The following is a 25,614-nucleotide window of genomic DNA, read 5'->3' as shown; positions in this document are numbered from 1 at the left end:
GTACGTTGTTGACAGCCAGCCAACAACAGGGCACGGTGGCTGCCATGCGGATGAGCGGGGAGACCGTCGAGCGGGGGCGGAGGCTGGAGCCTGACGTCCGGCGGGAGCAGATCCTCGCCGTCGCGGTGCGGCTGTTCGGGGAGCGGGCCTACGCGGACGTGTCCACCACGGACATCGCCGAGGCGGCCGGGGTCGCCCGCGGGCTGATCAACCACTACTTCGGCACGAAGAAGGGCCTGTTCGTCGAGGCGGTCCGGGTGCTCGTGACGATCCCCGCGGTCGCCGTGGAGCAGCTGCCGGACGGCGACCTGGCGACCCGGGTCGACGCCAGCGTCACCTGGTTCCTCGACGTGGTGTCCCGGCACAGCCGGTCGTGGCTCGCGGCCGTCGACGGCGGTGGGGTCGGGCGGGACCCGGACATCGAGCGGGTGCTCCGCGAGGCCGACGACATCGCCGCCGACAGCATCCTGGTGGCGGTCGGGCTCGACGGCCAGGCCGAGCACCGCGACGAGCTGCGGGCGATGGTCCGGGCCTACTGCGGGCTGGCGAAGGCGACCGCCCGCGAGTGGCTGGAGCGCGGCGTGCTCAGCCGGGACCAGGTGCATGTGCTGCTGTCGACCAGCCTCATCACGCTCGTGGAGCAGGTGTTCAGGAAGCTATGACGCGGATTCTGGTCGTCGGCGCCGGGTTCGGCGGGATCGCGGCCGCACACCTGTTGCGCCGGGCCGGGTTCCGCGATCTGACCATTGTGGACAAGGCGGATGGCGTCGGCGGGGTCTGGCGCGACAACACGTATCCGGGCTGCGCGTGCGACATCCCGGCGCCGCTGTACTCGTACTCGTTCGCGCCGAACCCCCACTGGTCGCAGCGATTCCCGCCGCAGCCGGAGATCCTCGGCTATCTCCAGCGGTGCGTCCGGGACTTCGGCCTGGAGCCGCACCTGCGGCTCGGCACCGAGGTCGTGGCCGCCGCCTGGACCGGCGAGCGGTGGCGGGTGTCCTATCAGGACGGTTCCGGCGACGAGTTCGACGTCCTCATCCCGGCGATGGGGCAGCTGTCGCGGCCGGTGATCCCGGCGCTGCCGGGCGCGGAGGAGTTCGCCGGCCCGGCGATGCACACGGCGCGCTGGGATCCGGGCGTCGACGTGACCGGCAGGCGGGTCGGCGTCATCGGCACGGGTGCCAGCGCGATCCAGCTGGTGCCGGCGATCGCGCCGCACGCCGCGCGGGTCACCGTCTTCCAGCGCACGGCGCCGTGGACGCTGCCGAAGCCGAACCGGCGGTACGGGAGCTGGCGGCGCGCCCTCAACCGCAGGGTCCCGGCGGTGATGCGGGCCGCGCGGGCCGGCACGTGGCTGCTCACCGTCGTGACGGGCAAGGCGGTGACCGGCAACCGGCCGGCGCGCCTCGCGGTCTGGACACTGTCCAGCGCGCAGCGCGTGCTGCAGGCGCGCGGCATCCGGCAGCGGGTCACGCCGGACTACGCGATGGGGTGCAAGCGGGTGCTGTTCACCGGCGACTGGTTCCGGACGCTGCGCCGCCCCGACGTCGACCTGGTGACCGCCGATATCGAGCGGCTGACCGCCGGGGGTGTCCGCACGGAGGACGGCGCCGTGCACGAGTGCGACGTCCTGGTGTACGGCACCGGCTTCGCGGCCACCGAGTTCCTCGCACCGGTGCGGATCACCGGGCGGGACGGGCGCGACCTGCAGGAGGAGTGGCGCGGCGGCGCCTACGCGCACCTCGGCATCGCGGTGCCGGGCTTCCCGAACATGTTCCTGATGTACGGGCCGAACACCAACACCGGCAACACGTCGGTGGTGTACTTCCACGAGGCGCAGGCCCGCTACATCGTGCAGGCGGTGCGGATGCTGGCGGGCAGGGGTCCGGTGGAGGTGCGGGCGGAGGTCGCGGGCGCGTTCGACGCCGAGATGCAGCGCCGGCTCGGCGACAGCGTCTGGGTGGGCTGCGACAGCTGGTACCGCACCGACGGTGGGCGCGTCGTCACCAACTGGCCGGGGATGGCGGCCGAATACGCGGCGCGCACGGCCCACCTGAGCGAAGCGGACTACACAGCGAACTACCCAGAGGACTCCACAGCGGCGCGCTGAGGCGCGCCGAACCGCATCCGGAAGTCGCCGGCGACGAACGACAGCAGCGGCCGTCGGCCGGCGAGGAACCGCAGCGGGCCCTCGGGAGCGATCGTCCACGCGACCCGGGCGGGGCCGTAGCGCGCGGTCGAGCGCACCGGCGTCGTCTCGGCGCGCCCCGCGAGGGCCTGCACGACCCGGAACCCGGCCGGCAGCCGCGGCGGCAGCCCGTCCCCGCGCGGCAGCGCCGCCGACGCGATCGGACCGTCCACTGTGGACGCAGCGGCGGGGCCGGACGCGGACGGGATCGTCAGGTCGGCGAGGTCCTTCGGGATGCCCCAGAGCTCCCGGCCGCCGTCCCGGGACGCGACGCTGTCCACCCAGATGTGCGTGATGGTGACGCGCGGCCGCCAGCCGGCCCGGGTCAGCACGGCCGAGAGCAGCTCCCGGTAGGCCATGTCGCCGCCGGGCCGGTAGTCGACCCACGCGGTGCCGACGAACGCCCGTCTCCCGACGCGCAGCACCCGGACGGCGCCGTCCAGCGCCGGCGGCAGCGCGGGCACGTCCGCGACCGGCACGGCCCACACGGACACGTGCATCCGGCCGCGCAGAGACCACGGCGAAGGTGGATACGACATCGATGGGCTTCCCTTCACGACGGCACTCTACGCCTCTTGACAGCCTGCCAACAAGCAGAGCTTAATCGATCCTCAGGAAACAGCGTTTCGTCCAGCGATACACGTCAGGAGGTAAGCGCTCGATGTTCTCCAAACGGCTGACCGCCCTGTCCGCCCTGCTCATCGCCGTCACGGTGAGCCTGACCGCACCGGCGCGGGCGGCGACAGCTGCCAGCGCATGGACCCAGGTCAGCAACACCGTCGACGTCTCGTGCGCCGGGCTGACCTACCGGCCGTCGGCGGACTGGTTCCTGCCCGCCGGCACCGCCAAGGGCCTGGTCTACCTGCAGCACGGCTTCTCCCGCTCCAACGGCAACCTGGCCGACCTCGCCGAGCGCTACGCCGCGGCCGGGCTCGTGGTCTTCGCGCCGACGCTGCCGTCCGCCGACATCTTCGGCTGCACGGTCAGCAACCTCGGCAACAACGCCCCGTTCCTGAACAACGTCGCGACCTGGCTCGGGCAGGCGAACAGCGCAAGCGGCGCGCTCGCCCGCAGTTATGCCGACGCGCTGAGCAAGGCGGGCCGCCCGGCGGGCACCCTGCCGACGTCGTACGTGATCGCGGGCCACTCGGCCGGCGGTGAGGTCGCCGCGTACGTCGCGAACCGGCTGCGCACCACCTTCCCGTCGCAGTTCGCCCGGGTGCGCCTCGTCCAGCTGCTCGACCCGGTGAAGTCGTTCATCGGCTCCAACACGGCCACCGGCCTGAAGGGCCTCAACCTGACCAGCACGCCGGTCCTCGCGATCTCGTCCCCGCCGTACCTCGCCAACTCCAACGCGAACGGGACGGTCGAGCTGACCAACGACGTGCACCGGCCGTTCCTCGGCGTCCGTCTCACCACCGGCTCCCACTGCGACGCGGAGGGCGCGAGCACCGACGGGCTGTGCACCGTGCCCAACGGCGCCTCCCAGCCGGGCAACGTCACGGCGCTGCAGACCTTCGCGGTCGCCTGGGCCGGCGACGCCGTCGCGGGCACGACGACCGCCACGTACTACCCCGGCGGCGCGTACTACCAGTCGCTGCTGACGGGCGGCGTGACGCAGACGCTCAGCGGCAGCTGAGCCCGACCCATCGAACAACGGCCCGCCGTCGATGCGAACCAGGCATTGACGGCGGGCCCCACTGTTCCCGTACGCTGACGCGTGTCGTAAAGGAAACTGTGTTTCACTAGAGGAAACAGAGGTCCGAATGGCTCAACGCTTCAGCCGCCGCGGCGTGCTGCTCGCAGCCGGTGGCACCGCCCTTGCGGGTGCTGCCGGCGCCCTGATCGGCCCGTCCCGGGCGGACGCCGCGTATTCGAACGTCGGCACCTACGGCACCACGGTCAACGGCGACCAGGCCGACGTGTACCACCCCAGCACCTCCTCACCGCACCAGCCGTGGCCGGTCGTCCTGCTGCTGCAGGGTGCGAACGTGGGCCGGTCCGCCTACGCGGGGTTCGCGCGGAAGGTCGCCTCCTACGGCTTCGTGGTCCTCGTCCCCGACCACACCCGGGTCATCTTCGGCGTCCCCGGCCTGTACGCCGACGGTGCCGAGGCGACCTGGACCGTCGCCTGGGCCGCCGCCGAGAACGCCCGCACCGGCTCGCCGCTCAAGGGCCAGATCGACGCGGGCGCGCTGCTGCTCACGGGCCACTCGTTCGGCGGTGCCGCCGGGCTCGGTCTCACCACGGGCCTGTCCACGCCGCCGTTCACCGACGTGCCGATCCCGGCGCCGGCGCAGCTGCGGGCGGCCGCGTTCTATGGCACCAACAACGCCGCCCCCGGCTCGCCGGTGATCCCGCCGGTCGCCAACACCGTCCCGGTCGCGCTCATCCAGGGCGCCGTGGACGGCATCGGCACCCCAGCCAACGGCCTCGGCACGTATGCGGTCCTGCAGGGCGCGCCGAAGCTGTACGTGAGTGTCGCCGGCGCCAACCACTACGGCATCACCGACGCGCAGAACCCGGCCGGCGCCCGGCCGGACCTGTCGCCGCAGACCCTGAACCAGGCGGCGGGTGTGGAGAACATCGCCCGGTGGGCCGCGCTGTGGCTGCGCGCCCAGCTCGGCGACCCGGTCGGCGCCGCCTGGGTCTACGGCATCGGCGACGCCGTCGACGCCGGCGTGGAGACCCAGTTCGTGCGCTGAACACGCCTGCGGGGGCGCCCCACCGCGCCCCCGCAGGCTCGCTCGCCCCCGCAGCTCGCCGCCCCCGCAGCCTCGCCCGCGCCCCCGCAGCCTCGCGCGCCCCCGCAGCTCGCCGCCCCCGCAGCCTCGCCCGCGCCCCCGCAGCTTCGCTTGCCGGATGGCAACGAACCGCCGCTGAGCAGGGTCGATAGGGTTCACCGATCCGGAGTTGGGACGGTTTCTCGGTGGACATGAGCCTGCACGTGCAAGGCCGCATCGGTGGCGGCGTCGTCATCGTGGCCCGTGGCGATCTCGACTACGGGGCCACGGACCGGTTCCGCCAGTGCGTGGAGCGGTCGTTGCGGCCGCCGCCGGGCACGCTGCACCTCGACCTGCGCCTCGTCACGTTCATCGACTCCAGCGGCATCGGTGCCCTGGTGGCGGCGCACCGGCAGGCCGAGCAGGCCGGCTCGCGGCTGGTGCTGGAGAACCCGTCGGCGGTGCTGCTGCGCACGCTGCGCACCGCTGGGCTGATCAGTCTGTTCGGGCTCCCACCGCAATAGGGACGTCCGCGACGGCGACCGGGCCCGCGGCCTGGACCGGCACCTTCGCGACGGGGCGCGCACGGCGCGGCGTCCAGTCCTTGAACGCGAGCACGCGCCGCTCGACCAGGTGCCACGACAGCGCGGCGGCGCCGAACGCGGCGGCCAGGGACATCGCGATGTAGGGCACGTACCCCCACCGGTTCCAGCCGAGGCCGGCGAAGACCTGTTGGCCGATGAACCCGTAGATGTAGACGCCGTACGAGTAGTCGTTGCGCCGGCCGATCCACCGCAGCCCGGCCGGCAGCCGCACGGACGCCCAGATCAGCGTGTACACCAGGGCCGGGAACCCGATCACGAAGAAGCCGCCGAACAGCAGCGACCCGGCGAGGGCGGCGAGGGCGGCGAACCCGGCGCCGTCGTGGATGACGACCCGGTCGCGGTACAGCTCCATCACCGCGCCGGCGAGGAACAGGAACCCCAGGTACATGAGCCAGTGGAACGACACCTCGCCCAGCAGCGGCAGGTGCACCTGGCCGTAGTGCGGGGTCGGCGGCCCCGTCAGCGGGCGGCCCTGGATCTGGTCGGTGACGACGACGCCGTACAGCGCGACGGCGAGGCACACGACCAGCCACCGCCTGCGGTGCAGGACCGCGGTGACGGCGAGCGCCCCGGCCAGCCCGTAGCAGAGCACCTCGTACACCAGCGACCACAACGCACCGTCGAACACGCTGCCGCCGGACTGCCGCCCCCAGGGGGTGGACGCGCCGAGCAGGTCATGGATGCCGTACTGGCGGACGCCGGTGAACCAGTTGCCGGTGACGTACTGCAGCGGCCCCTTCGGCCCGGACCAGAACCCTTTGAGCGTCCCCCATTCGTGCAACGCGACGAGCGGCGCGACCACGAACGCCGTCACGAGCAGGCACACCCACAGCGCCGGCAGGATGCGCAGCATCCGGTGCCACACGAACCGGCCGATCGTCGTGCGCGCCGCGCTGCGCGTGATGAGCAGCCCCGACAGCACGAAGAAGCCGAACACCGCGAGGGTGCCGGTGTTGGTCTGTCCACGGAACAGCGACTCGCCGAGGTCCTCCCAGCCGAAGCCGAGCGACGTGCCGTGCGTGAACACGACGACGACCGCCAGGCCCAGCCGGATCGCGCCGATCCCGTTGTCCCGTCCCGCATATAACTGCTCGAGCGTCGCGGGCCTGCGCCCGTGCCGCGGCCGGACTCGCGTCAACACATACCTCTCCCTCGCGCAGGCGCGACGGGTCAGGACGCGGGCCGGGCGGGCCAGCGTCAGACCTCGAGACAATCGCGGATTTCACGGGGGGAGTGGACGCGGGCTCCGCGTCCTCGACGAGGCTATCCCAACGATCTCGTGACGCAGTGTGAATGCGGGGCGGCAGCACGGTGAAGTGTCGACGGGTGAATCCCGGCGTCCGTTCACTCACCCGTTAGGCTGGCCGGCGTGCGCCTGGTGTCGTTGCTGCCGTCCGCGACGGAGATCGTCTACGCGCTGGGGCTCGGCGACGACCTGGTCGGCGTGACGTTCGAGTGCGATGAGCCGCCGGCCGCGCGGACCGGCAAGACCGTGGTCGTCGGCGGGCGCGGCACCCGCGGGATGGCGCCGGCGGAGATCGACGCGTATGTGCGGGAGCGGTTCGCCGCGGGCGAGGACCTCTACACGCTGCACGCCGGCGCCCTGGCCGCGCTCGACCCGGAGCTGATCCTGACGCAGGACCTGTGCCGGGTGTGCGCGCTGCCGTCGGGGCACGTGTCCGACGCCCTGGAGCACCTCGGCTGCCGCGCCGACGTGCTGTCGCTGGACCCGCACTCCCTCGCCGAGGTGCTCGGCACGATCGAGGCGGTCGGCGCCCGCGCCGGGGTGCCGGACCGGGCGGACCGGCTGGTCGCGGACCTGCGGGCGCGGCTGGATGCGGTCGCCGCGGCGGTCGCCGGGCGGCCCCGGCCGCGGGTGCTGGTCGTGGAGTGGGTCGACCCGCCGTTCACCGCCGGCCACTGGGTGCCGGACCTGGTCACGGCCGCCGGTGGGGAGCCGGTCGCGGCGCATCCCGGCGCGCGGTCACAGGCGACGACCTGGGACGCGCTGACCGCGGCGGGGCCGGACGTGGTCGTGGTGTCGCCGTGCGGGTTCCACCTCGACGGCGCCGCCGAGCAGGCCCGGCTCGTCGCGCCGCGCTTCCCGGACGCCGCGGTGTGGGCGATCGACGCCGACGGCATCGTGGTGCGGCCCGGCCCGAGGCTCGTCGACGGGGTGGAGGCCCTGGCGGCACTGCTGCACCCGGAAGTGTGCCCGCCGGAATGGCGATGGGCCCGCGCCACGCCCATTCAATGAGCGTCGCACGGGCCCGTCTTGCAAGCGGTCACCGGCAGGTGCGCGGCTTCCGCAGCAGGAGCATGAAGATCAGATGCCGCGGACGTTGTCCGCCTGCGGGCCCTTCTGACCCTGCGTGACGTCGTACTCGACCTTCTGGCCCTCGGTCAGCTCGCGGTAGCCGGAGCTCGCGATGGCCGAGTAGTGCACGAAGACGTCCGCGCCGCCGTCGTCCTGCTGGATGAAGCCGAAGCCCTTTTCGGAGTTGAACCACTTCACGGTACCGCTAGCCACACGTTCCTCCTGAAACAGACGAGTCCTACCGGCCATCGTTGCCGGCAGTGAAGACCTCGCCGGGACCTACGGTACTGCTCTTTCCCCCGCAGAGACAGCCGGGCAACCGAGCTGGTCACCCGAATCCCCTGGTGGTATGAGCCACAAAACGGGCTATTCACCGTATTTCGGGGTCACCTGGTAGCCCATTAGGGTGAACTTCTATGAGCGCGATCACCCATTTGGACCTCACAGGCTTCCAGCAAATGGACCAGTACGCCTGGCAGCACGAGCAGGGTCCGGTGATGACGCTGCACTTCTTCAACCTGCGCCCCGACCTGCCGGCCCCACTGCACGACCCAGCCGCGCTGTTCGCCGGCACGGCCCGGCGGACCGCGGCGGCCGGCGGCGGGCTCATCGACGCGGCCGTCGAGCCGGTCGACGGCGTGCCCGCGCTGCGGCAGGTGGTGAAGATCCGCCACCCCCAGGGCCACGGCCTGGTGTTCCTCGGCTCCTACACGATCCCGCGGGCCACCTGCAGCACCGTGCTGAAGCTACAGGCGGCGGAGTCCGGCACGACCGGCGTCCGGGAGGCGCTCGTCTTCACGAAGCTCGGCCCCGACGGGATGAACAAGCCGTCGCCGTTCGCCCCGGACGCCACCGGCGGCCTGCCCACCCACCACGCCGACGACGAGCAGTACGACGCCGAGTTCCCGCACCACCCGTTGACCGCGACCCGGGCGATGCTGCGCCGGCTGCTGCCGAGCATCCGCCTCGACGAACGCTTCAAGGCCCTGCCCCCGTTCTGACGCGTGTTCCGTACGATCCCTCCCATGTCGACCACGGCCTCCGGGTGTCTCTTCGGTCTCGCGTACGGCGACGCCCTCGGCAAACCCACCGAGTTCATGACGGTCGACGCGATTGTCGCGCGCTACGGTCCCGGCGGACCCCGCGACCTGGAGGGCGACCCGGCGCTCGTCACCGACGACACGCAGATGACGCTCGCGGTCGGCTGGGCGCTGCTGGACGCTCCCGCCACCACCGCCGCCGCGCTCGAGCCGCCGCTGCGGGCCCGCTTCGTGGAGTGGGCGCACAGCCCCGACAACAACCGCGCGCCCGGCATGACGTGCCTGCGGGCGTGCGGCGGGCTCGCCCGCGGCGTGCCGTGGACCGAGGCGACCGTCGCCGGCTCCAAGGGCTGCGGCGCCAACATGCGCGTCGCGCCCGTCGGGCTCGTCCCCACCTACGACCTGGACACCCTCGCGGGCGTCGCCCAGCTACAGGCCGCCATGACCCACGGCCATCCGACGGCCCTCGCGGCCAGCGAGCTCACCGCGCTCGCCGTCCGCCTGCTCCGCGACGGAGCCGCCGTCGCGGAGCTGCCCGCCGCGCTGCGCGACCGGTGCGAGTCCCAGCGGACCACCTACCGGTCGGACTGGCTCGGCACCCTCTGGCAGCAGCCGTCGGTGAGCTCGCCGGAGCAGTTCATCAGCCGCGGCTGGGACGAGTGCCTCGACGTGCTCGACCGCCTCGACGACGCCCTGGCGGGCCCCGACGACGGCGGCGACCCGTGCGCGGCCACCGGGGCGGGCTGGATCGCCGAAGAGGCCCTGGCCACCGGCCTGCTGTGCGCGATCCGCCATGCGGACGACCCGGTGACCGCCCTCGCCCGCGCCGCCACCACCTCCGGCGACTCGGACTCGATCGCCTGCCTCGCCGGCGCCTTCCTGGGCGCGTCGCTGGGCATGACGGCGTGGCCGCTGCCGTGGCTGTCCCGCATCGAATACGCCACCGGCCTCGCCGCCCTCGGCCGGGTCTGGGACTGACCCGCCCGCACCGGCTACCGGGTGTGTTCCCGCAGCTGTGCGCGGGTGATGGCGGCGACGTCCGGGACACCGGTGAGGGCCATCGTCAGGTCCAGCTCGGCGACGACGTTCTCCGCGACCTGCCGTACGCCGTCCGCACCGGCGATCGCGAGCCCGTAGATGTGCGGCCGCCCGAGCAGGCACGCGTCGGCGCCGAGGGCGAGCGCGACGAACACGTCCGCGCCGGAGCGGATGCCGCTGTCGAACAGGACGGTCGCGTCGGGGCCGACGGCGTCGCGGACGGTGACCAGCGCGTCGAGGGCGGCGACCGTGTGGTCGACCTGCCGGCCGCCGTGGTTGGACACGATGATGCCGTCGACCCCGGCCGCGACCGCGGTCCTGGCGTCGTCGGGGTGCAGGATGCCCTTGAGCAGGATCGGCAGCTTCGTGCGGCGGCGCAGCGTCTCCACGTGCCGCCAGCTCAGGCCCGGGTTGGAGTAGATGTCGAGGAAGGTCTCGACGGCGGCCCGCGGCTCCCTGGAGCGCAGGTTGGCGACCGTACCGCCGGGGTGGTTGCGCGCCATCGACCACAGCGTCCGCAGCGCGCCGAGCGTGACCTGCGGCTTGCCGGCGGGTGCGGTCATGCGCTCGCGGACGATCTCCATGAAGCGCGGGTCCGAGGTGTACTGGGCGATCCCCAGCCCCCGCGCGAACGGCAGCGAGCCCAGGTTGAGGTCCTGCGGCCGCCAGCCGAGCAACGTCGTGTCGAGCGTGACGACGAGCGCGCGGGCGCCGCAGTCCTCCGCGCGCCCGATCATCGAGTCGACGAGCCGCTCGTCCGTCGACCAGTACAGCTGATACCAGAACGGGGTGCCGCCCATGCCGGCCGCGGTGCGCTCCATCGGGTCGCAGCCCTGACTGGAGAAGATGTACGGCACGCCCGCCGCGGCCGCGCCCTCCGCGATGCGGACGTCACTTCCGGGCGTCACGAGCGCGCCCGCGCCGACCGGGGCGAGCAGCAGCGGCGCGCGCAGCGACGTGCCGGCCACCGTGGTGGTCAGGTCCCGCGTGGTGGCGCCGTGCAGCATCCGCGGCACGATCCGCCACCGCTCGAACGCGGCCCGGTTGTGCCGCATGGTGGCGCCACCGCCCGCGCCGCCCGCCACGTACGCCCACGCCTTCCGCGACATCGCCCGATGCGCCCGCCGCTCCAGCTCGTCGGCGTCGGTCGGCACGTCCGGCGCCCGCCCGAGCACGCCGGCACGGTAGATGGCGTTCTGCCTGAGCCGGCCCGGGCCGGGGGTACTGGTCATGGCCGCCAATCTTCCTCAACGCACGGCGGCCGGCAAAGGGGCTACGGTCGGGGCGTGACGAAGCACCGGCCCGCCGCGCGGGTGATCTGCCTGGACGCCGCCGACCGGGTGTTGCTGCTGCGGTGGCGGGACCCTTCGGACGGCAGGTGGCTGTGGGAGCCGCCCGGCGGTGGCATCGACCCCGGCGAGACCCCGTTCGAGGCGGCGCGGCGGGAGCTGGCCGAGGAGACGGGGCTTGACGCGGGGCTCGTGCGGGAGCGCTGGGTGCCGGTGTCCCGCGACTCGTGGTGGAAGGGCACACGGTACGTCGGGACCGAGCAGTTCTTCCTCGCCCGGTTCGACGCCGAGCGGCCGCCGCTGGTCCGGACGGGTCTGCTGCCCCACGAGCAGGTGACGCTCGACTCGCACGCGTGGGTTCTCTGGTCGGACCTGGCGTCGCTGCCGGACGAGCTCCAGCCGCCGGAGCTGCTGGAGGTCCTGGTGGCCCTGGCCCCGGACGGCCCGTGGTCGGCGCCCCAGCCGTGACGCGGCCCTGACCCGGCCGGCGTCCCGGCCCTGACCCGGCCGGCGCCCGGGCGCTGACCGGGTCGCAACCTGAGCGCGATGTGCGGCAGGCATCATGGGTTGCTTCCGGCCGAGAGGGATGTCGTGCTGTTGTCTGTCGCCGCCGCGGTGGTCGCCGCGCCGTTCGTGTGGTTCGTCGGGTCCGTCGCCGGGGTCGCTACGGTGACGGCGCTGCGGGAGCTGCGGGTCGAGCGGCAGGTCCGCCGGATCCGGCGGGAGCGCGCGGGATCACCATGGGAGTCCCCGTCTCCGGGTCGGGCATGACGCGGCAGGTCAGGCCGAAGACCGCTTCGACGATCGGCGCCGTCACCACCTGAGCCGGTGACCCCTCGGCGACGACCCGGCCGGCGCGCATGGCGACCAGGTGCGTCGCGTAGCGGGCCGAGAGGTGCAGGTCGTGCAGCACCGCGACGAGGGTGCGGCCGCGGTCCCGGTGCAGCCGGGCGCACAGTTCGAGGACCTCGATCTGGTGGGTGACGTCGAGGTACGTGGTCGGCTCGTCGAGCAGCAGCATCGGCGTGTCCTGCGCCAGGGCCGTCGCGATCCACACCCGCTGCCGCTGGCCGCCGGACAGCTCGTCGACCGGGGCCGACGCCAGGGCGGTCGTGCCGGTCGCGTCCATCGCGTCGCGGACCGCGTGCCGGTCGGCGGCGGTCCAGGGGGCGAGGGGGCCCTGGTGCGGGTAGCGCCCGTGGGCCACGAGGTCGGCGACGGTGATGCCGGCGGGGGCGGTCGCCGACTGTGACAGCAGCCCGAGGGTCCGGGCGACCTCGCGGGTCGGCCGGGTGCGGATGTCGTGCCCGTCGAGCAGCACCGCGCCGGTCCTGGGGCGCAGCGTCCTGGCCAGGGCCCGCAGCAGCGTCGACTTGCCGCAGGCGTTGGGCCCGACGATCACCGTGAACGAGTGGTCGGGGACGCGCACCGTCAGCCCCTCGGCGATGGTGCGGGCGTCGTAGCCGAGGGTCACGGCCTCGGCGGCGAGCCGGTCAGGCACGGCGGGCGCTCCTGATCTGGCTCCGGGCCAGGAGCCAGATCAGGTAGCCGCCGCCGAGCAGGCCGGTCACCACGCCCGCGGGGATCTGGTGGTCGGGGACGGCCCGCTGGCCGGCGACGTCGGCGGCGGTCAGCAGGGCGGCACCCAGGAAGAGGGACGGCAGCAGGTTCGGGCCGGGGGCGCGGGTCAGTCGGCGGGCCAGCTGGGGTGCGGTCAGCGCCACGAACGCGACCGGTCCGGCCGCCGCGGCCGCGGCGGCGGCGAGCAGGACCGCGCCGGTGAGAGCGCCGAAGCGGACCGCGCCGACCCGGACGCCGAGCGCGGTGGCGGGGTCGTCGCCGAGCTCCAGGACGCGCAGCGGCCGGCCGCAGGCCAGGACGGCGGGTCCGGCGACGCAGACGGCGGCGCCGACGACGAGGGCGTTGCCCCAGCCGCGGCCGTCGAGGCTGCCGGTGAGCCAGAGGACGGCGCGGGCGGCGTCGATGATCTGGGCGCGGGTCAGCAGGTAGCTGATGACGCCGGTGAGGATGCCGGCGACGCCGATGCCGATGAGGACGAGGCGGTTGCCGTACCCGCCGGCGCGCCAGGCGAGCAGGTGGATGGCGGCGCCCGTGGCGAGGCCGCCGAGGACCGCGCCGCCCGCGACGGTGGCGGTGCCCCCGCCGACGACCACGATGGCGAGCAGCGCGCCGGTCGAGGAGCCCTGGGTGAAGCCGAGCACGTCGGGGCTGCCGAGCGGGTTGCGGACGACGGACTGGAAGACCGCGCCGGACAGGGCGAGCGCCGCGCCGGTGAACAGGCCGGTGACGACCCGCGGCAGCCGGATCTCGGTGACGATGAACGCCTCCGCGGCCGAGCCTCCGCCGGTCAGCGTGCGCAGCACCGCGGGGATGCTCATCGGGTAGTCGCCGCTGCCGACCGCGTACAGCGCGAGGACGACCGCCACGACCGCGAACCCGCCGGCGGCCCAGCGGGTCCGGACGACGACGCTCATGCCCGCCTCCGGCGGACCACGGCGAGGAAGAAGCAGCCGCCCACGACGGCGGTGACCACGCCGACCTGCAGCTCGCCGGGGCGGGACACGACCCGGCCGACGACGTCGGCGCCGAGCAGCAGAGCGGGGGCGAGGACCGCGCAGAAGGCCAGCAGCCACCGCAGGTCGGGCCCCGTCAGCGGGCGGACCAGGTGCGGCACCATCAGGCCGAGGAACACGATCGGGCCGCACGCCGCGGTCGCCGCGCCGCAGAGCAGGACGACGGCGACGGCGGCCACCGCGCGGACGCGGGCCGGGTCGGTGCCGAGGGCACGCGCGGTGTCGTCGCCGAGCGCCATCACGTTCAGGGTGCGGGCGAGCGCCGCGGTCACCAGTACACCGGCGGCGACGAACGGCAGGATCAGCCTCGCCGTGCCGGGTGACGCCGCGGCGAGGGACCCTGCGGTCCAGAAGCGCATCCGGTCGAGGGAGGCGGTGTCCAGCAGCTGGACCGCCGCGACGTAGGCGTAGAGGACGGCGGTGACGGCTGTGCCGGACAGTGCGAGGCCGGCGGGGGTCGCGGTGGCCCCGCCGGCGACGGCCCAGACGACGACGGTGACGACGGCGGCGCCCGCGAACGCGAACCAGATGTACCCGGACAGGCCGGTGACGCCGAGGAAGCTGATCGCGGAGACGACGGCGGCGGAGGCGCCCGCGTTGACGCCGAGCAGGCCGGGGTCGGCGAGCGGGTTGCGGGTCAGCGCCTGCATGAGCGCGCCGGCGAGGCCGAGGGCGACCCCGACGAGCAGCCCGAGGCCGCTTCGTGGCAGCCGCAGCCGGCGGACGACCGTGGCAGCGGGATCGGACGGGTCGATCAGCCCGTGCCAGACGTCCGGCGGGGCGAGCGAGCGCGCGCCGACCGCGAGGCTCGCGACGACGGCAAGGGCGAGGACGGCCACGAACACCAGCAGCCAGCGCCCTCTGTGGACCTGCACGCACGAACCCCCGGGCTTGACACGATCAACTTAGGTGAGGCTAACCTAATCGCTGCTCGACGCTGAAGTCAAAAACCGAAGTAAAAACCTGAAGTCAACGGAAGGTGCACCCATGAACCGACGCCATTTCCTGACCGCGGCCGGCGGCCTCGGCCTCGGCGCCCTGCTCGCCGCCTGCGGAGACGGCACCAGCGGAGCGGAAGCGGCGGCGTGGGAGTTCACCGACGACCGTGGCACCAAGGCGAGCGCCGCCAAACGGCCCACCCGGGTCGTCGCCTACGTCGGCTCGGCCGCCGCGCTGCGCGACTTCGGCGTCGACGCGCAGGTGCTCGGCACGTTCGGCCCGTCGAAGAGCGCCGACGGCGGCAAGGACCCGCTCGCCGGTGACCTCGACGTCGCCCGGCTCACCTCGCTCGGCAACGCGTGGGGCGAGTTCAACATCGAGAAGTACGCCTCGCTCAACCCGGACCTGCTGGTCACGAACATGTACGAGCCGAACGCGCTGTGGTACGTGCCCGACGACAGCAAGGACAAGATCCTCGCGCTCGCCCCGAGTGTCGGCATCACCGTCTCGGGCGGGGTCAGCCTGCCGCAGGTGATCCAGCGGTACTCCACCCTCGCCGCAGCCCTGGGCGCCGACCAGTCCGCGAAGCCGGTCGTGGACGCCAAGGCCCGCTTCGAGGCGGCCGGCGAGGCCGTGAAGGCGGCGGTCAAGAGCAACGGCGGCCTCAAGGTGCTCGCCGCCTCCGCGAGCCCCGACCTGCTCTACGCGTCGACGCCCAAGGCGTACGCGGACCTCGGCCACTACCGGGAGCTCGGCGTCGACGTGATCACGCCGGAGAACGTGACCGGCGGCTTCTTCGAGAACCTCAGCTGGGAGAACGCCGACCGGTACAAGGCCGACGTGATCCTCCTCGACAGCCGCACCTCGGCGTTGCAGCCCAAGGACCTCGCCGCGAAGCCGACCTGGGCGGCGCTGCCCGCGGTCAAGGCCGGCCAGGTCGTGCCGTGGCTCAGCGAGCCGCGCTTCAGCCACGCCGGCTGCGCCGGCCCCCTGGAGGCCCTCGCGAAGGCCCTGACGAGCGCGAAGAAGGTCACCGGGTGACGTTCGACTTCTTCGACGTGACGGTGCTGCGCAAGGAGCTGCTGTCGCCGTCGGCGGTGCGGCTGGTGTTCGGCGGCGCCGACCTGGCGGCGTTCACCAGCGGCGGCCGGGACCAGCGGTTCAAGCTGTTCCTGCCGCAGCCGCACCAGCGGGCGGCGGTCGTGCCCAGGGGCGAGGACTGGTACCCGCGATGGCGCGCGGCCGACCCCGCGACGCGGGCCGTCATGCGCACCTATACCGTGCGGGAGCAGCGCGGCGACGAGTTCGACGTCGACTTCGCCGTGCACGACACGGTCACCGCCGGCCCCGCGTCGGCCTGGGCCCGGCACGCGCGCCCCGGCGACCGCGCCGTCGTGCTCGCCCCGACCGTCGCCGACAACGGCGGCGTCGACTTCCGCCCGCCGCAGGACACCGACTGGGTGCTGCTCACCGGCGACGAGACGGCCCTGCCGGCGCTCGCCGGCATCCTCGCGTGGGTCGGCACGTCCATGCCGGTCCGGGCCTGGATCGAGGTGCATGATGCCGCCGATGTACGGGACCTGCCCCGCCCCGAAGGCGCCGAGCTGACCTGGCTGGTCGGCGGCGGCGTCCTGGACGCGGTCCGCGCCGCGGACCTGCCGGTGGGCACCCCGTACGCGTGGGTGGCGGGCGAGTCCGGCGTCGTGCGGTCCGTGCGCCGGCACCTGGTCCACGAGCGCGGCATCGACCGCCGCCGGGTCATGTTCACCGGGTACTGGCGCCGCGGCGCCACCGAGGACGACCTCATCGCCGAGGCCGCCTGAGCCCCGGCGGCCCGTTTGCACGCGAACGGTCCCGGCCAGTTGCAGCCGGGACCGTTCGGATCGTTCGGGGCGGTTACTTCAGCGGGTCGGCGCCCGGCGTGCCCTGACCGGGGGTGCCGCGCGGGGCCTTGGGCTTCGCTGCGGCGCCGTTCGAGGCGGCCCGGGCCGGCGGCGTCGTGGTGGTGGACGACGCGGCGGACGACATCGCGGGTGAAGTGGCGGACGACATCGCGGGCGACGCCGCGGGTGGCGTGATCGAGGCGGTGGGCGGCGGCGACGAGGCGAGCTTCTTCGCCGTCTCCTGCGCCTGCGCGAAGGTCGGGTTGGCACGCAGCTGCCGGGCGCCCTCGACGATCTGCTCGTACTTGCCGCGGCCGGCACGGGTGCCCAGCACGTAACCGGTGGCGAGCCCGGCGGCCAATGTCAGCAGTCTCATCTGGTCTCCCTCAACGGTACGGGTGCTCGACTCCACGGCCTTGTGCCCGCCCCGACACGAGGTCAAACGCCCGGTGACGTTCCCCCGCCGTGGGTGACGCCGGAGAAGGCACGGATTCGTGATCGTGCAGGGAGACGATGTTCGGCTGCGCGAGCGGAGGCCGGTCCATGGGTACACCCGTCCGCGCGGGGGCCGTCGCGCTCTGCCTGCTGCTGGGCGTCGCCACCGGCTGCACGTCCGACGCCCCGGCGAAGCCACCGCCCAAGAACGCGGCGCCGGGCGTCACCGACCCGACCGACTTCGGTCACGGCCCGATCGACCCGTCGGCGAGCGGCGACGCCAAGGTCGCCGTCACCACGATCGCGCGGCACCTCGACGTCCCGTGGGGCCTGACGTTCCTGCCCGACGGCAGCGCCCTCGTCACCGAGCGGCGGACACTGCGGATCCTGCGGATCGGCCCGGGCAGGGCGGCCAACGGCTCGCTGACCGTCACGCCGGTGACGAAGATCAGCGAGGCGGTGTCGGACAACGAGGGCGGGCTGCTCGGGATCGCCGCGTCGCCAAGGTTCGCCGTCGACCAGACGGTCTACATCTACTACACCACCGCCGTCGACAACCGGGTCGCCAGGCTGAAGTTCGGTGAGCGGCCGAAGCCGATCGTCACCGGCATCCCGCGCGGCGGCATCCACAACGGCGGGCGGCTCGAGTTCGGCCCCGACGGGTACCTGTACGCGACCACCGGGGAGGCGTCGAGGACCGATGCGGCGCAGCAGCTCGACGACCTCGGCGGGAAGATCCTGCGGATGACGACCGACGGCAAGCCACCGCCCGGCAACCCGTTCCGCGGCTCGCTCGTCTGGTCCTACGGCCACCGCAACCCGGAGGGCCTGGACTGGGCCGCCGACGGCACGATGTACGAGACCGAGATCGGCGAGGCGGTCTGGGACGAGCTGAACATCATCGTGCCCGGCGGAAACTACGGCTGGCCGCTCGTGGAGGGCATGGGCACCAACCCGAAGTACATCAACCCGGTCGTGACGTGGCACCCGGAGGTCGGGGTCAGCGCCGACGTGGCCGTGGTCGGCGACACCGCCGTCGTCACCTGCCTGCGGGGGCAGCGCGTGTACCTCGTCGGCCTCGACCGCAGCCTGCAGAAGGAGGCCGGCAGCCGGCCACCCGAGGGCGGCGGGCCGGACGCGTGGGGCATCCGGTGGCGGCCCGGCGGCGGGGTGCCGAACAAGCCCGTGGAGGCCCTCGCGACGAAGTACGGCCGGCTGCGCACCGCCGTCAGGGCGCCCGACGGCAGCGTCTGGATGACCACGTCCAACCGTGACGGCCGCAACCCCGGCGGACCGACCGCCGACGACGACCGCATCCTCCGCCTGGCCCTGCGCCCGCTCGTCACGCCGGGCCCGCGGTGAACGTCGGTGGCCTGGCGAAGCTGCGACACGCGGTGCGGCACCGGCCGCGACGCGTCGCGGCGGGCTTCCTGCTCTGCGCCGTCCTGCTCAGCGTGCTGCTGGTCGTACAGACGCGGGACAGCGAGACCCATGGGCGGCGCTGCTCGGAGCCCGGCGCGGTCTCGATGCCACGACGCACGGTCAACGATGCCGAACTGTCCCAGCGGCAGCTGCGCTGCGCCGACCTGGAGCGGTCCACTGTGGACGGATTCGTCCGCGAGGCGAACCTCAGCGGCAGCAACCTGCACGAGGCGAACCTGCGGACGGTGTCGATGGAGAACGTCGACCTGACCGGCGCGGACCTCACCGGCGCCGACGTCCGCGACGCCACCCTCACCGGCGTCGAGCTCGGCCGCGCCGACCTGCGCCGCACCACCTGGAACGGCAGCACGTTCGCCGACACCGGCCTGCGCGGCGCCGTGCTGCGCGACGCGCACCTGCGGCAGACCGAGTTCCGCCGATCCGACTTCGGCGGCGCGGACGTCCGGGGCGCGGACCTGTCCGGCACCCTCCTGGCCGACACGGACCTGCGCGGCGCCCGCCTCGACGACGCCGACCTCGACAATGTCACGTGGGTGAACGTGGTCTGCCCCGACGGCACGAAGTCCGGCGGCGACCGGCGCGAGTCCTGCGCCGGCCACCTCACCCCGAAGTGACGAGCGGCCGTCAGCCCGCCGGGGCGTGCGCGTCGACCTGCCAGCAGGCGGCGGTGAAGCGGACCTCGTCGCCGTGCACGAACGGGGCGAACGCGGCGCGGACGGTCTCGACGATCCGGGTCCGGGCGGGCTCGGCGACGTCGCCCAGGACCAGGCCGAGCGGGCCGAGCCGGGTGAAGTACGGCACGAGCGACGCCTCCGGGAAGGCGCACGGCACGTCGAGGGGGCGGATGTCGACCGAGGTCCAGCCGGCGTCGCGCAGGATGCCCCGCACCTTCGCCGGGTCGGCGAACGCGAACTGCCCCGGCGTGTCCGGCCGGCGGACCGGCAGCGACGGCAGCAGCGGCGCCGCGGCCCGCTCCGCCGTCGTCATGAACGGATTCTCCTCGACGCCGCGCCAGGTGACGGCGCGCAGGACCGCGCCCGGGGCGGCGGCGCGGCGCAGGTTGGTGAAGGCGCGGACGGCGTCGGCGAAGAACATGACGCCGAACCTGGAGATGACCGTGTCGAACGCCGCCGCCCCGAAGTCGTGCTCCTGCGCGTCCGCCTGGACGAAGTCGGCCGGCACCCCCTCGCGGCCGGCCCGCTCCCGCGCCGCCGCGACCATCGGCCCGGCGATGTCGACGCCGACGCAGCGGCCGCCCGGGCCGACCTTCCGGGCGGCGGCGACGGTCGTGCCGCCGGTGCCACAGCCGACGTCGAGCACGCTGCCGCCGCGGACCGCCGCGACCAGCAGGTCCTCGAACGGCCGGAACACCTCGTCCAGCATCGCCTGCGCCGAGACCCACGCCTGCCCGGCGCGGCCGTTCCACAGTGCCGTCTGCGCTTCCATGCTCAGCTCCCCCTTGCCATGAACGGTGACCGGATGGGACGGTTTCACTTCAAGCCGACTTGAGGTCAAGCCGATGACGAACCTGGACATCGCCGAGGTGGCGCGCCGCTCGGGGCTGCCCGCCTCGACCCTGCGCTACTACGAGGAGAAGGGCCTGATCGCCTCGGTCGGCCGGGCCGGCCTGCGCCGCCAGTTCGATCCGGGCGTGCTGCCGCGGCTCGCGCTGATCGCGCTCGGGCGCACCGCGGGCTTCTCCCTGGACGAGATCGCGCTCATGTTCGCCCCCGACGGCAGCCCCCGCATCGACCGCGCCGTGCTCGCCGCGAAGGCCGACGAGCTGGACGCGACGATCGGCAGGCTCACCGTCCTGCGCGACTCCCTCCGCCACGCGGCGGCCTGCCCGGCCCCCACGCACGTGGAGTGCCCCACCTTCCGCCGCATCATCCGCGCCGCCGAGGCCGGCGAGCTCGCCGCGGGCGACCACCCGCCGGCAGGCGGCCGGCCGCGCCGGTAAGTCCGCCGGCGCCCCGCGGGGGCTTGCATTGTCACAATGTATAGGTCAGTGTGTGCGGGTGATCCGATTCGTCTGGGCACATCTTCGGGGGCGGGCGGGACGGGCGGTGGCGCTCCTCGTCGGGGTGCTCACCGCCACCACCGGCTTCACCGTGCTGACCGGCGCCACCGCCACCGCGCGGCTGGAGGTCACCGGCACCGTGGACGCCAACGTGCGGGCCGCGTACGACATCCTCGTCAGGCCGAAGGGCAGCCGGCTGCCGCTCGAAGGCGACCGCGCGCTGCTGCGGCCCAACGCGGTGTCCGGCATCTACGGCGGGCTCACCATGGACGACTGGGCGAAGGTCCGCTCGGTGCCCGGCATCGACGTCGCCGCGCCGATCGCGATGGCCGGGTCGCTCAACGCCGCCGTCGTCGCGCCGGTCGACCTCACCGACCTCGTCGACCCCAAGCTGGACCGGCAGGTCATCCGGGTCGACCGCACGCTGCTGGCGGACCGCGGGCTCAGCCGTACACCGGCGACCCCCGCCTGGGTGTACGTCACCACGCACGACGTCTCGTGGCCGCGGCTCGGCCGCAACGAGGAGCTGCTGCAGTTCTCGGGCGGCCAGACGATGCCGTGGCAGCAGCTGTGCCACGGCACCCCGGGCCTGCTCGAGGAGGGCCGGCAGGTGTGCCCGTTGGTCGAGCAGGGCCAGGTCACCGACGCCACCAACCAGTCCGTCTTCGCGTTCCGGCGGCGCCCCGACGGCCGGTTCGAGACGCTGTACGACACCGAGCCGCAGCAGCGGCTCAGCATCTCCCTGACGTGGCACGAGCCGATGCTCGTCGCGGCCGTCGACCCCGACGCCGAGGACCGGCTCGTCGGGCTGCGCGGCGCCACGCAGGGCACGTTCCTCGCCAACACGCCGGCGCAGGCGACCGCCATTCCCGGCACCTCCGAGCAGCACATGGTCGTGCCCGTGCTGGCGTCGTCGCGCCGGTACGCCGACACCACCACCGCCGTCAGCATCTCGCACGCACCGCTGCCCGCCCTGCCCGCCGGGACGTCGCAGTCGATGCTGGCCGCGATGACCGCCGCACCCACGACCCACGTGCGCGACGACGTGCTGGACGCCGACGCCGCCTACCAGCACACCGTCGGCACCGGCCTCGGCCTCGGCCTCCTCTACAGCCATGAGTGGCTCCTGCAGATCGGCGGCGTCTCCTACGCGCCGGCTCCGGACGGCAGCCTCACCGCCGTTCCCGTGCCCGACAACGCGGCCGCGTACGTCCTGCCGTACTCCTCAGGCTTCCCCGCGCCGTGGCAGCTCGACGACACCTCGTTCCGCACGGTGAAGAACGTGTCGGTGCGCGCGAACGGCGAGATGACGACGGCGGACTTCGGCGTCGTCGGCACGTTCGACCCGGCCCGGCTCACCACGTTCAACCCGCTCAGTCGCGTGCCGATGGAGACCTACGAGCCACCCCTGGTCGTCGGCGCCGACCAGGCCACCCGCGGCCTGCTCGGCGACCGCCCGCTCGCCCCCGGCGGCAACCCGGGCGGGTACCTGTCGTCCCCACCGATGCTGCTGACCAGCATCGCGGCGCTGCCGGACATCCTCACCGACACCATCGGCACCGACAAGGCCGCGCCGCTGAGCGCCATCCGGGTCCGCGTGGCCGGCGTGCACGGCTTCTCCGCCACCTCCCGGGAGCGGGTCCGCGTCGTCGCGGAGGAGATCTCCGCCCGCACCGGCCTGGACGTCGACATCACGTACGGCTCCTCGCCCTCCCCGCAGACCGTCACCCTCGCCGCCGGCAAGTACCAGCGGCCCGAGCTGCGCGTCACCGAGCACTGGGTGAGGAAGGGCGTCGCGGCGAGCATCATCACCGCCATCGACCGCAAGAGCGCCGTCCTGTTCGTCCTCGTCCTGGTGGTCTGCGCGCTCTTCCTCGCCAACGCCGTCGCCGCCGGCGTCCGCGACCGGCGCGCCGAGCTCGCCACCCTGGCCGCGCTCGGCTGGCCCGCCCATCGGATCTTCGCCGCGGTCCTCGGGGAGGTCTTCGTCATCGGGACGGTCGCGGGCCTCGGCGCCCTCGCCCTCACCGGCCCGCTCGGCGGGCTGCTGGACGTCCGCACCAGCTGGACGCAGGCCCTGCTGGCGCTGCCGACCGCCGTCGGGCTGTCCCTGCTCGCCGGCCTGCTGCCGGCCCTCGGCGCCGCCCGCGGCCGCCCCGCCGCCGGCCTGCGCCCCGCCGTCACCCGCCCGCGCCGCGCCGGCCGCCCCCGCGGCCCGGTCACCATGGGCCTGCTCAACCTGGTCCGCGTCCCCGGCCGCACCGCCCTCGCCGGCGGCGCCCTCGCCATCGGCATCACCGCAGCCACCGTCCTCGGCGCCATCACCTTCGCCTTCCACGGCGCGATCGTCGGCACCCTCCTCGGCGACGCGGTCTCCCTGCGCGTCAGGACCGTCGACACGATCGCGGTCGCAGCGACGATCCTGCTCGGCGTCCTGGCCGTCGCCGACGTCCTCTACCTGAACATCCGCGACCGCGCCGCCGAGCTCGCCACCCTCCGCGCCACCGGCTGGACCCCGGCCGCCCTCGCCCGCCTCGTCGCCGCCGAGGGCCTCGGCATCGGCCTCCTCGGCGGCCTCGCGGGCGCCGCCGTGGGCGTGACCGCCGCCGCCTGGCTCGTCGGCGACCTGAGCCCCGCCCTGCTCACGACCGCCGGCTCGGCCGTCGCCGCCGGCGCCCTGCTGGCCACCTGCGCCGCCCTGATCCCCGCCGCCCTCCTGCAGCGCCTACCGACCGCCGCCCTCCTCGCCGAGGAGTCCTGACCCCACCCCCGCTCACCGCGCCGCGCCGCGAGGTGGGCGAGGACCCAGGCACCGGCGGACGTGATGCGGTCGCCTGCCTCCACGATGTACGGCGGCCGGCCGCCGGGGCCATGTCGACCTGCAGCAGGTCGTGGTGTGCCGCGGCGCCGAGGTAGCAGACGTTTGTCGAAATCGGCGGCATGGGTGACGATGAGCCGCTCATCCTTGACCTGCGTGAGGTGACTGCGTGACCACGACGGACCTGCCGCCGCCGACCGACCCGGCGACCACTGGGCACGACGGGCTGCCGGATGTGCTCGTCACCCCGCCGTGGTCCCGCCGCCGCGAGCCGGTCGTGGTGCCCGGACTGACCCGCTCCGCGCCGCTGGCGTCCGACGGCACGCCGGGAGCCGACGCGCTGCACGCCGTGCCGGACCTCGTCGCGTTGTCGCGGGAGATGGTCACCGAGACGACGCTGCGGCTGCTGCCGTTCACCGGCCCGGAGCTGGCTGACCTGATGATGGAACTGCGGGTGAAGTCCCGGTCGGCGTGGACCCGCGACCTCGCGCGGCAGTGGCTGTCCCGCCACCCGGCCGCCGCCGCCCGCGATCTCGTGCCGCCGGCCCTGGAGGAGCCCGGCCCGCGCCGCGAACTCGCCGGGCACGCACTGCTGGCGCTCGCCACGGACGGTCACCGGGATCTGGTGCTCACCGCCGCCGACAACTACGGTTCGGCGGCCGGCGCCGCGATCCGGGCGATGCTCGACACGGACCCGCTCGAGCTGCTGCCCTCGACGTTGCCGAAGATCCCGCGCTGGGTCGGCGTGCCGACGCTGCCGACGATCCGGCTGCGGGACGGCGTGCGGACCCTGCCGGTCGAGTCGGCGCGGCACGTGGTCACCATGCTCTCGCTGTCCCAGCCCGCCCTGCCGTATGCGGGTCTGGAGATCGTGAAGGACGTCTGCGACCCCGTCTCGCTGGCCGCCTTCGGCCGGGCCCTGCTGCTGCGCTGGGTCGACGCCAGCTGTCCGTCGGTCGGCCGATGGGCGCTCGACATGCAGGGTCTCATCGGCGACGACGAGACGGCCCGCAGGCTCAGTCCGCTGATCCGCTCCTGGCCCGGTCACGGCGACCACACCCGGGCCGCACGCGGCCTCGACGTGCTCACCGCGATCGGCACCGACGTGGCGCTCATGCATATCCAGGGTGTCGCCGACAAAGCCTCCAAGCACAGCACCCGACGGCTCGCCAAGGAGCGGCTGGAGACCCTGGCCCGGGACACCGGTCTCACCCTGGAGCAGCTCGCGGACCGCCTCGTGCCCGACCTCGGTCTCGACACCGACGGCAGCCTCAGCCTCGACTACGGGCCGCGTCGGTTCGTCGTCGGCTTCGACGAGCACCTCATGCCCTTTGTCACCGACGCCGCCGGTACCCGCCGCGCCGCGCTGCCCAGGCCCGGAGTGAAGGACGACCCGGTCGCCGCGCCCGCCGCGTACCAGCGGTTCCTCGGGTTGAAGAAGGACGTGCGGACCGTGGCGGCCGACCAGATCCGCCGCCTCGAGCGCGCCATGGCCGACCAGCGCCGGTGGAGCAGTGCGGAGTTCCACCGGCACCTGGTGGGACATCCGCTGCTGTGGCACGTCGCGCGCCGGCTGCTCTGGGTGACGTCCGAGGGCCCCGACGGTGGCGAGGCGTGCTTCCGGGTGGCCGAGGACCGCACGTACGCCGACGTGGAAGACGAGCCGATCGTCGTCACCGCGACCGCAACGGTGTGGCTCGCGCACCCGCTCCGGCTCGGCGACCGGTTGGCGGCGTGGGCGGAGGTGTTCGCCGACTACGAGGTCCTGCAGCCGTTCGCGCAGCTGGGTCGCGACGTCCACGTGCTGACCGACGACGAGCGCACCGCCCACAGCCTCGACCGGCAGGACGGCCGCACCGTCCACGTCGGACGGCTCCTCGGGCTGGTGCGCCGCGGCTGGCGGATGGGCGAGGTCGGCGACGGCGGCATGCTGTGCACGCTGGAGCGTGACCTGCCCGGCGGCCTCGTCGCCTCGATCGACCTCGACCCCGGCATGTTCATCGGCGACGTCACCGCCGAACAGCAGCAGACCCTCGGCAACGTGTGGCTGCCCACCCACGCCGACGGCAAGCTCGTCCCCGGCTTCGGCGCGATCGACCCGGTCGCCGTGTCGGAGCTCATCCATGATCTGCAGGAAGTCACTTCATCGACTTCCTCGACGTGATCGCCTACCGCAAGCGGGGCATCGCCCTGTAGTACGGCGACGGGGACCCGCGGTTGCGGGTCCCCGTCGCGATGGTGAGGTGGGTTACGGCACCAGCCACTCCTGGTTCTTGCTGTAG

The 25,614-nt window shown here is 73.8% G+C and carries 25 protein-coding genes; 16 read left to right on the top strand and 9 right to left on the bottom strand.

Annotated elements, in window-relative coordinates; translation table 11 throughout:
• Positions 1–44 precede the first annotated feature (44 nt).
• Positions 45–662: a TetR/AcrR family transcriptional regulator gene (locus ABZ321_RS17945; protein WP_344498483.1), complete on the top strand. Its 618-nt coding sequence runs from the start codon at positions 45–47 to the stop codon at positions 660–662.
• Complete coding sequence (locus ABZ321_RS17940; RefSeq protein ID WP_354892349.1) at positions 659–2,110, top strand: NAD(P)/FAD-dependent oxidoreductase; 1,452 nt, start codon at positions 659–661, stop codon at positions 2,108–2,110. The genes ABZ321_RS17945 and ABZ321_RS17940 overlap by 4 nt, the downstream gene beginning before the upstream one ends.
• Here ABZ321_RS17940 and ABZ321_RS17935 read toward each other — a convergent pair.
• Entirely contained in the window at positions 2,080–2,745 is a 666-nt protein-coding gene (locus ABZ321_RS17935) for an acetoacetate decarboxylase family protein (protein WP_354892346.1), read from the bottom strand. The two genes, ABZ321_RS17940 and ABZ321_RS17935, sit on opposite strands and share 31 nt — an antisense overlap.
• A gap of 104 nt (positions 2,746–2,849) precedes the next feature.
• On the opposite strand from ABZ321_RS17935, the gene ABZ321_RS17930 reads away from it, so the two are divergent.
• The 3 genes from ABZ321_RS17930 to ABZ321_RS17920 all read left to right on the top strand — a co-directional run bounded on the left by ABZ321_RS17930 (position 2,850) and on the right by ABZ321_RS17920 (position 5,435).
• Positions 2,850–3,827: an alpha/beta hydrolase gene (locus ABZ321_RS17930; RefSeq protein ID WP_354892344.1), complete on the top strand. Its 978-nt coding sequence runs from the start codon at positions 2,850–2,852 to the stop codon at positions 3,825–3,827.
• A 127-nt stretch (positions 3,828–3,954) separates the two neighbouring features.
• Positions 3,955–4,893 (top strand): hypothetical protein, encoded by a 939-nt coding sequence (locus ABZ321_RS17925; RefSeq protein ID WP_354892341.1) that lies wholly within the window; start codon positions 3,955–3,957, stop codon positions 4,891–4,893.
• 230 nt (positions 4,894–5,123) lie between these two features.
• Complete coding sequence (locus tag ABZ321_RS17920) at positions 5,124–5,435, top strand: STAS domain-containing protein (RefSeq protein ID WP_344498493.1); 312 nt, start codon at positions 5,124–5,126, stop codon at positions 5,433–5,435.
• On the opposite strand, the gene ABZ321_RS17915 is transcribed toward ABZ321_RS17920, so the two are convergent.
• Positions 5,407–6,657: an acyltransferase gene (locus tag ABZ321_RS17915; RefSeq protein WP_344498495.1), complete on the bottom strand. Its 1,251-nt coding sequence runs from the start codon at positions 6,655–6,657 to the stop codon at positions 5,407–5,409. The genes ABZ321_RS17920 and ABZ321_RS17915 overlap by 29 nt on opposite strands.
• 228 nt (positions 6,658–6,885) lie before the next feature.
• Between ABZ321_RS17915 and ABZ321_RS17910 the strand changes: the two genes are divergently transcribed.
• Positions 6,886–7,773, top strand: coding sequence for a cobalamin-binding protein (locus ABZ321_RS17910; protein WP_354892337.1), 888 nt, complete (start codon positions 6,886–6,888; stop codon positions 7,771–7,773).
• A gap of 69 nt (positions 7,774–7,842) precedes the next feature.
• Here the strand turns inward: ABZ321_RS17910 and ABZ321_RS17905 are convergent, their stop codons facing one another.
• Entirely contained in the window at positions 7,843–8,046 is a 204-nt protein-coding gene (locus ABZ321_RS17905) for a cold-shock protein (protein ID WP_344498499.1), read from the bottom strand.
• A gap of 203 nt (positions 8,047–8,249) precedes the next feature.
• Between ABZ321_RS17905 and ABZ321_RS17900 the strand changes: the two genes are divergently transcribed.
• The gene (locus ABZ321_RS17900) at positions 8,250–8,834 is read left to right on the top strand and encodes a hypothetical protein (protein ID WP_354892334.1); all 585 of its coding nucleotides are present in this window, start codon (positions 8,250–8,252) and stop codon (positions 8,832–8,834) included.
• Between the two features lie 24 nt (positions 8,835–8,858).
• Complete coding sequence (locus tag ABZ321_RS17895) at positions 8,859–9,851, top strand: ADP-ribosylglycohydrolase family protein (protein WP_344498503.1); 993 nt, start codon at positions 8,859–8,861, stop codon at positions 9,849–9,851.
• A gap of 14 nt (positions 9,852–9,865) precedes the next feature.
• Here the strand turns inward: ABZ321_RS17895 and ABZ321_RS17890 are convergent, their stop codons facing one another.
• The gene (locus tag ABZ321_RS17890; RefSeq protein ID WP_354892331.1) at positions 9,866–11,143 is read right to left on the bottom strand and encodes an alpha-hydroxy-acid oxidizing protein; all 1,278 of its coding nucleotides are present in this window, start codon (positions 11,141–11,143) and stop codon (positions 9,866–9,868) included.
• A 54-nt stretch (positions 11,144–11,197) separates the two neighbouring features.
• On the opposite strand from ABZ321_RS17890, the gene ABZ321_RS17885 reads away from it, so the two are divergent.
• Complete coding sequence (locus tag ABZ321_RS17885; RefSeq protein WP_344498507.1) at positions 11,198–11,668, top strand: NUDIX domain-containing protein; 471 nt, start codon at positions 11,198–11,200, stop codon at positions 11,666–11,668.
• Between the two features lie 196 nt (positions 11,669–11,864).
• Here the strand turns inward: ABZ321_RS17885 and ABZ321_RS17880 are convergent, their stop codons facing one another.
• Genes ABZ321_RS17880 through ABZ321_RS17870 form a run of 3 tightly spaced genes read right to left on the bottom strand, consistent with a single transcriptional unit; the run spans position 11,865 to position 14,633 of the window.
• Entirely contained in the window at positions 11,865–12,701 is an 837-nt protein-coding gene (locus ABZ321_RS17880) for an ABC transporter ATP-binding protein (protein ID WP_354892327.1), read from the bottom strand.
• The gene (locus ABZ321_RS17875) at positions 12,694–13,695 is read right to left on the bottom strand and encodes an iron chelate uptake ABC transporter family permease subunit (protein WP_354892324.1); all 1,002 of its coding nucleotides are present in this window, start codon (positions 13,693–13,695) and stop codon (positions 12,694–12,696) included. Before ABZ321_RS17875 ends, ABZ321_RS17880 begins: the two co-directional genes overlap by 8 nt.
• Positions 13,692–14,633 (bottom strand): iron chelate uptake ABC transporter family permease subunit, encoded by a 942-nt coding sequence (locus ABZ321_RS17870; RefSeq protein WP_354892851.1) that lies wholly within the window; start codon positions 14,631–14,633, stop codon positions 13,692–13,694. The genes ABZ321_RS17875 and ABZ321_RS17870 overlap by 4 nt, the downstream gene beginning before the upstream one ends.
• A gap of 148 nt (positions 14,634–14,781) precedes the next feature.
• Here ABZ321_RS17870 and ABZ321_RS17865 point away from each other — a divergent pair, with 148 nt between their 5' ends.
• On the top strand, positions 14,782–15,774 hold the full coding sequence (locus ABZ321_RS17865; protein ID WP_354892322.1) for an ABC transporter substrate-binding protein: 993 nt from the start codon (positions 14,782–14,784) through the stop codon (positions 15,772–15,774).
• A complete protein-coding gene (locus ABZ321_RS17860) occupies positions 15,771–16,556 on the top strand; it encodes a siderophore-interacting protein (RefSeq protein ID WP_354892319.1) in 786 nt (261 codons plus the stop codon). Before ABZ321_RS17865 ends, ABZ321_RS17860 begins: the two co-directional genes overlap by 4 nt.
• Positions 16,557–16,629: 73 nt before the next feature.
• Here ABZ321_RS17860 and ABZ321_RS17855 read toward each other — a convergent pair whose 3' ends face one another.
• The gene (locus ABZ321_RS17855) at positions 16,630–16,992 is read right to left on the bottom strand and encodes a hypothetical protein (protein WP_354892316.1); all 363 of its coding nucleotides are present in this window, start codon (positions 16,990–16,992) and stop codon (positions 16,630–16,632) included.
• A 167-nt stretch (positions 16,993–17,159) separates the two neighbouring features.
• On the opposite strand from ABZ321_RS17855, the gene ABZ321_RS17850 reads away from it, so the two are divergent.
• Together ABZ321_RS17850 and ABZ321_RS17845 are read left to right on the top strand one after the other, a co-directional pair.
• Positions 17,160–18,413, top strand: coding sequence for a PQQ-dependent sugar dehydrogenase (locus tag ABZ321_RS17850; RefSeq protein WP_344498519.1), 1,254 nt, complete (start codon positions 17,160–17,162; stop codon positions 18,411–18,413).
• Positions 18,410–19,108 (top strand): pentapeptide repeat-containing protein, encoded by a 699-nt coding sequence (locus ABZ321_RS17845; RefSeq protein WP_354892313.1) that lies wholly within the window; start codon positions 18,410–18,412, stop codon positions 19,106–19,108. The genes ABZ321_RS17850 and ABZ321_RS17845 overlap by 4 nt, the downstream gene beginning before the upstream one ends.
• 10 nt (positions 19,109–19,118) lie before the next feature.
• Here the strand turns inward: ABZ321_RS17845 and ABZ321_RS17840 are convergent, their stop codons facing one another.
• The gene (locus tag ABZ321_RS17840) at positions 19,119–19,940 is read right to left on the bottom strand and encodes a class I SAM-dependent methyltransferase (RefSeq protein ID WP_354892310.1); all 822 of its coding nucleotides are present in this window, start codon (positions 19,938–19,940) and stop codon (positions 19,119–19,121) included.
• Between the two features lie 73 nt (positions 19,941–20,013).
• Between ABZ321_RS17840 and ABZ321_RS17835 the strand changes: the two genes are divergently transcribed.
• The 3 genes from ABZ321_RS17835 to ABZ321_RS17825 all read left to right on the top strand — a co-directional run bounded on the left by ABZ321_RS17835 (position 20,014) and on the right by ABZ321_RS17825 (position 25,496).
• The gene (locus ABZ321_RS17835) at positions 20,014–20,454 is read left to right on the top strand and encodes a helix-turn-helix domain-containing protein (RefSeq protein WP_354892307.1); all 441 of its coding nucleotides are present in this window, start codon (positions 20,014–20,016) and stop codon (positions 20,452–20,454) included.
• Between the two features lie 58 nt (positions 20,455–20,512).
• On the top strand, positions 20,513–23,275 hold the full coding sequence (locus ABZ321_RS17830) for an FtsX-like permease family protein (RefSeq protein ID WP_354892304.1): 2,763 nt from the start codon (positions 20,513–20,515) through the stop codon (positions 23,273–23,275).
• A gap of 226 nt (positions 23,276–23,501) precedes the next feature.
• Positions 23,502–25,496: a DUF4132 domain-containing protein gene (locus ABZ321_RS17825; RefSeq protein ID WP_354892302.1), complete on the top strand. Its 1,995-nt coding sequence runs from the start codon at positions 23,502–23,504 to the stop codon at positions 25,494–25,496.
• The last annotated feature ends 118 nt before the right edge of the window (positions 25,497–25,614 follow it).

Source organism: Dactylosporangium sp. NPDC006015 (genome assembly GCF_040614215.1).
GTDB classification, from domain to species: domain Bacteria; phylum Actinomycetota; class Actinomycetes; order Mycobacteriales; family Micromonosporaceae; genus Dactylosporangium; species Dactylosporangium maewongense.
This window is presented reverse-complemented; position numbering and strand designations above follow the sequence as displayed.

What these genes read in the sequence shown, in the direction of transcription:
- ABZ321_RS17930 (WP_354892344.1), top strand. Translation starts at nt 2,850, where the DNA reads ATGTTCTCCAAACGGCTGACCGCCCTGTCCGCCCTGCTCATCGCCGTC.
- ABZ321_RS17855 (WP_354892316.1), bottom strand. Translation starts at nt 16,992, where the DNA reads ATGAGACTGCTGACATTGGCCGCCGGGCTCGCCACCGGTTACGTGCTG.
- ABZ321_RS17895 (WP_344498503.1), top strand. Translation starts at nt 8,859, where the DNA reads ATGTCGACCACGGCCTCCGGGTGTCTCTTCGGTCTCGCGTACGGCGAC.
- ABZ321_RS17925 (WP_354892341.1), top strand. Translation starts at nt 3,955, where the DNA reads ATGGCTCAACGCTTCAGCCGCCGCGGCGTGCTGCTCGCAGCCGGTGGC.
- ABZ321_RS17945 (WP_344498483.1), top strand. Translation starts at nt 45, where the DNA reads ATGCGGATGAGCGGGGAGACCGTCGAGCGGGGGCGGAGGCTGGAGCCT.
- ABZ321_RS17920 (WP_344498493.1), top strand. Translation starts at nt 5,124, where the DNA reads ATGAGCCTGCACGTGCAAGGCCGCATCGGTGGCGGCGTCGTCATCGTG.
- ABZ321_RS17875 (WP_354892324.1), bottom strand. Translation starts at nt 13,695, where the DNA reads ATGAGCGTCGTCGTCCGGACCCGCTGGGCCGCCGGCGGGTTCGCGGTC.
- ABZ321_RS17900 (WP_354892334.1), top strand. Translation starts at nt 8,250, where the DNA reads ATGAGCGCGATCACCCATTTGGACCTCACAGGCTTCCAGCAAATGGAC.
- ABZ321_RS17835 (WP_354892307.1), top strand. Translation starts at nt 20,014, where the DNA reads ATGACGAACCTGGACATCGCCGAGGTGGCGCGCCGCTCGGGGCTGCCC.
- ABZ321_RS17840 (WP_354892310.1), bottom strand. Translation starts at nt 19,940, where the DNA reads ATGGAAGCGCAGACGGCACTGTGGAACGGCCGCGCCGGGCAGGCGTGG.
- ABZ321_RS17865 (WP_354892322.1), top strand. Translation starts at nt 14,782, where the DNA reads ATGAACCGACGCCATTTCCTGACCGCGGCCGGCGGCCTCGGCCTCGGC.
- ABZ321_RS17850 (WP_344498519.1), top strand. Translation starts at nt 17,160, where the DNA reads ATGGGTACACCCGTCCGCGCGGGGGCCGTCGCGCTCTGCCTGCTGCTG.
- ABZ321_RS17940 (WP_354892349.1), top strand. Translation starts at nt 659, where the DNA reads ATGACGCGGATTCTGGTCGTCGGCGCCGGGTTCGGCGGGATCGCGGCC.
- ABZ321_RS17890 (WP_354892331.1), bottom strand. Translation starts at nt 11,143, where the DNA reads ATGACCAGTACCCCCGGCCCGGGCCGGCTCAGGCAGAACGCCATCTAC.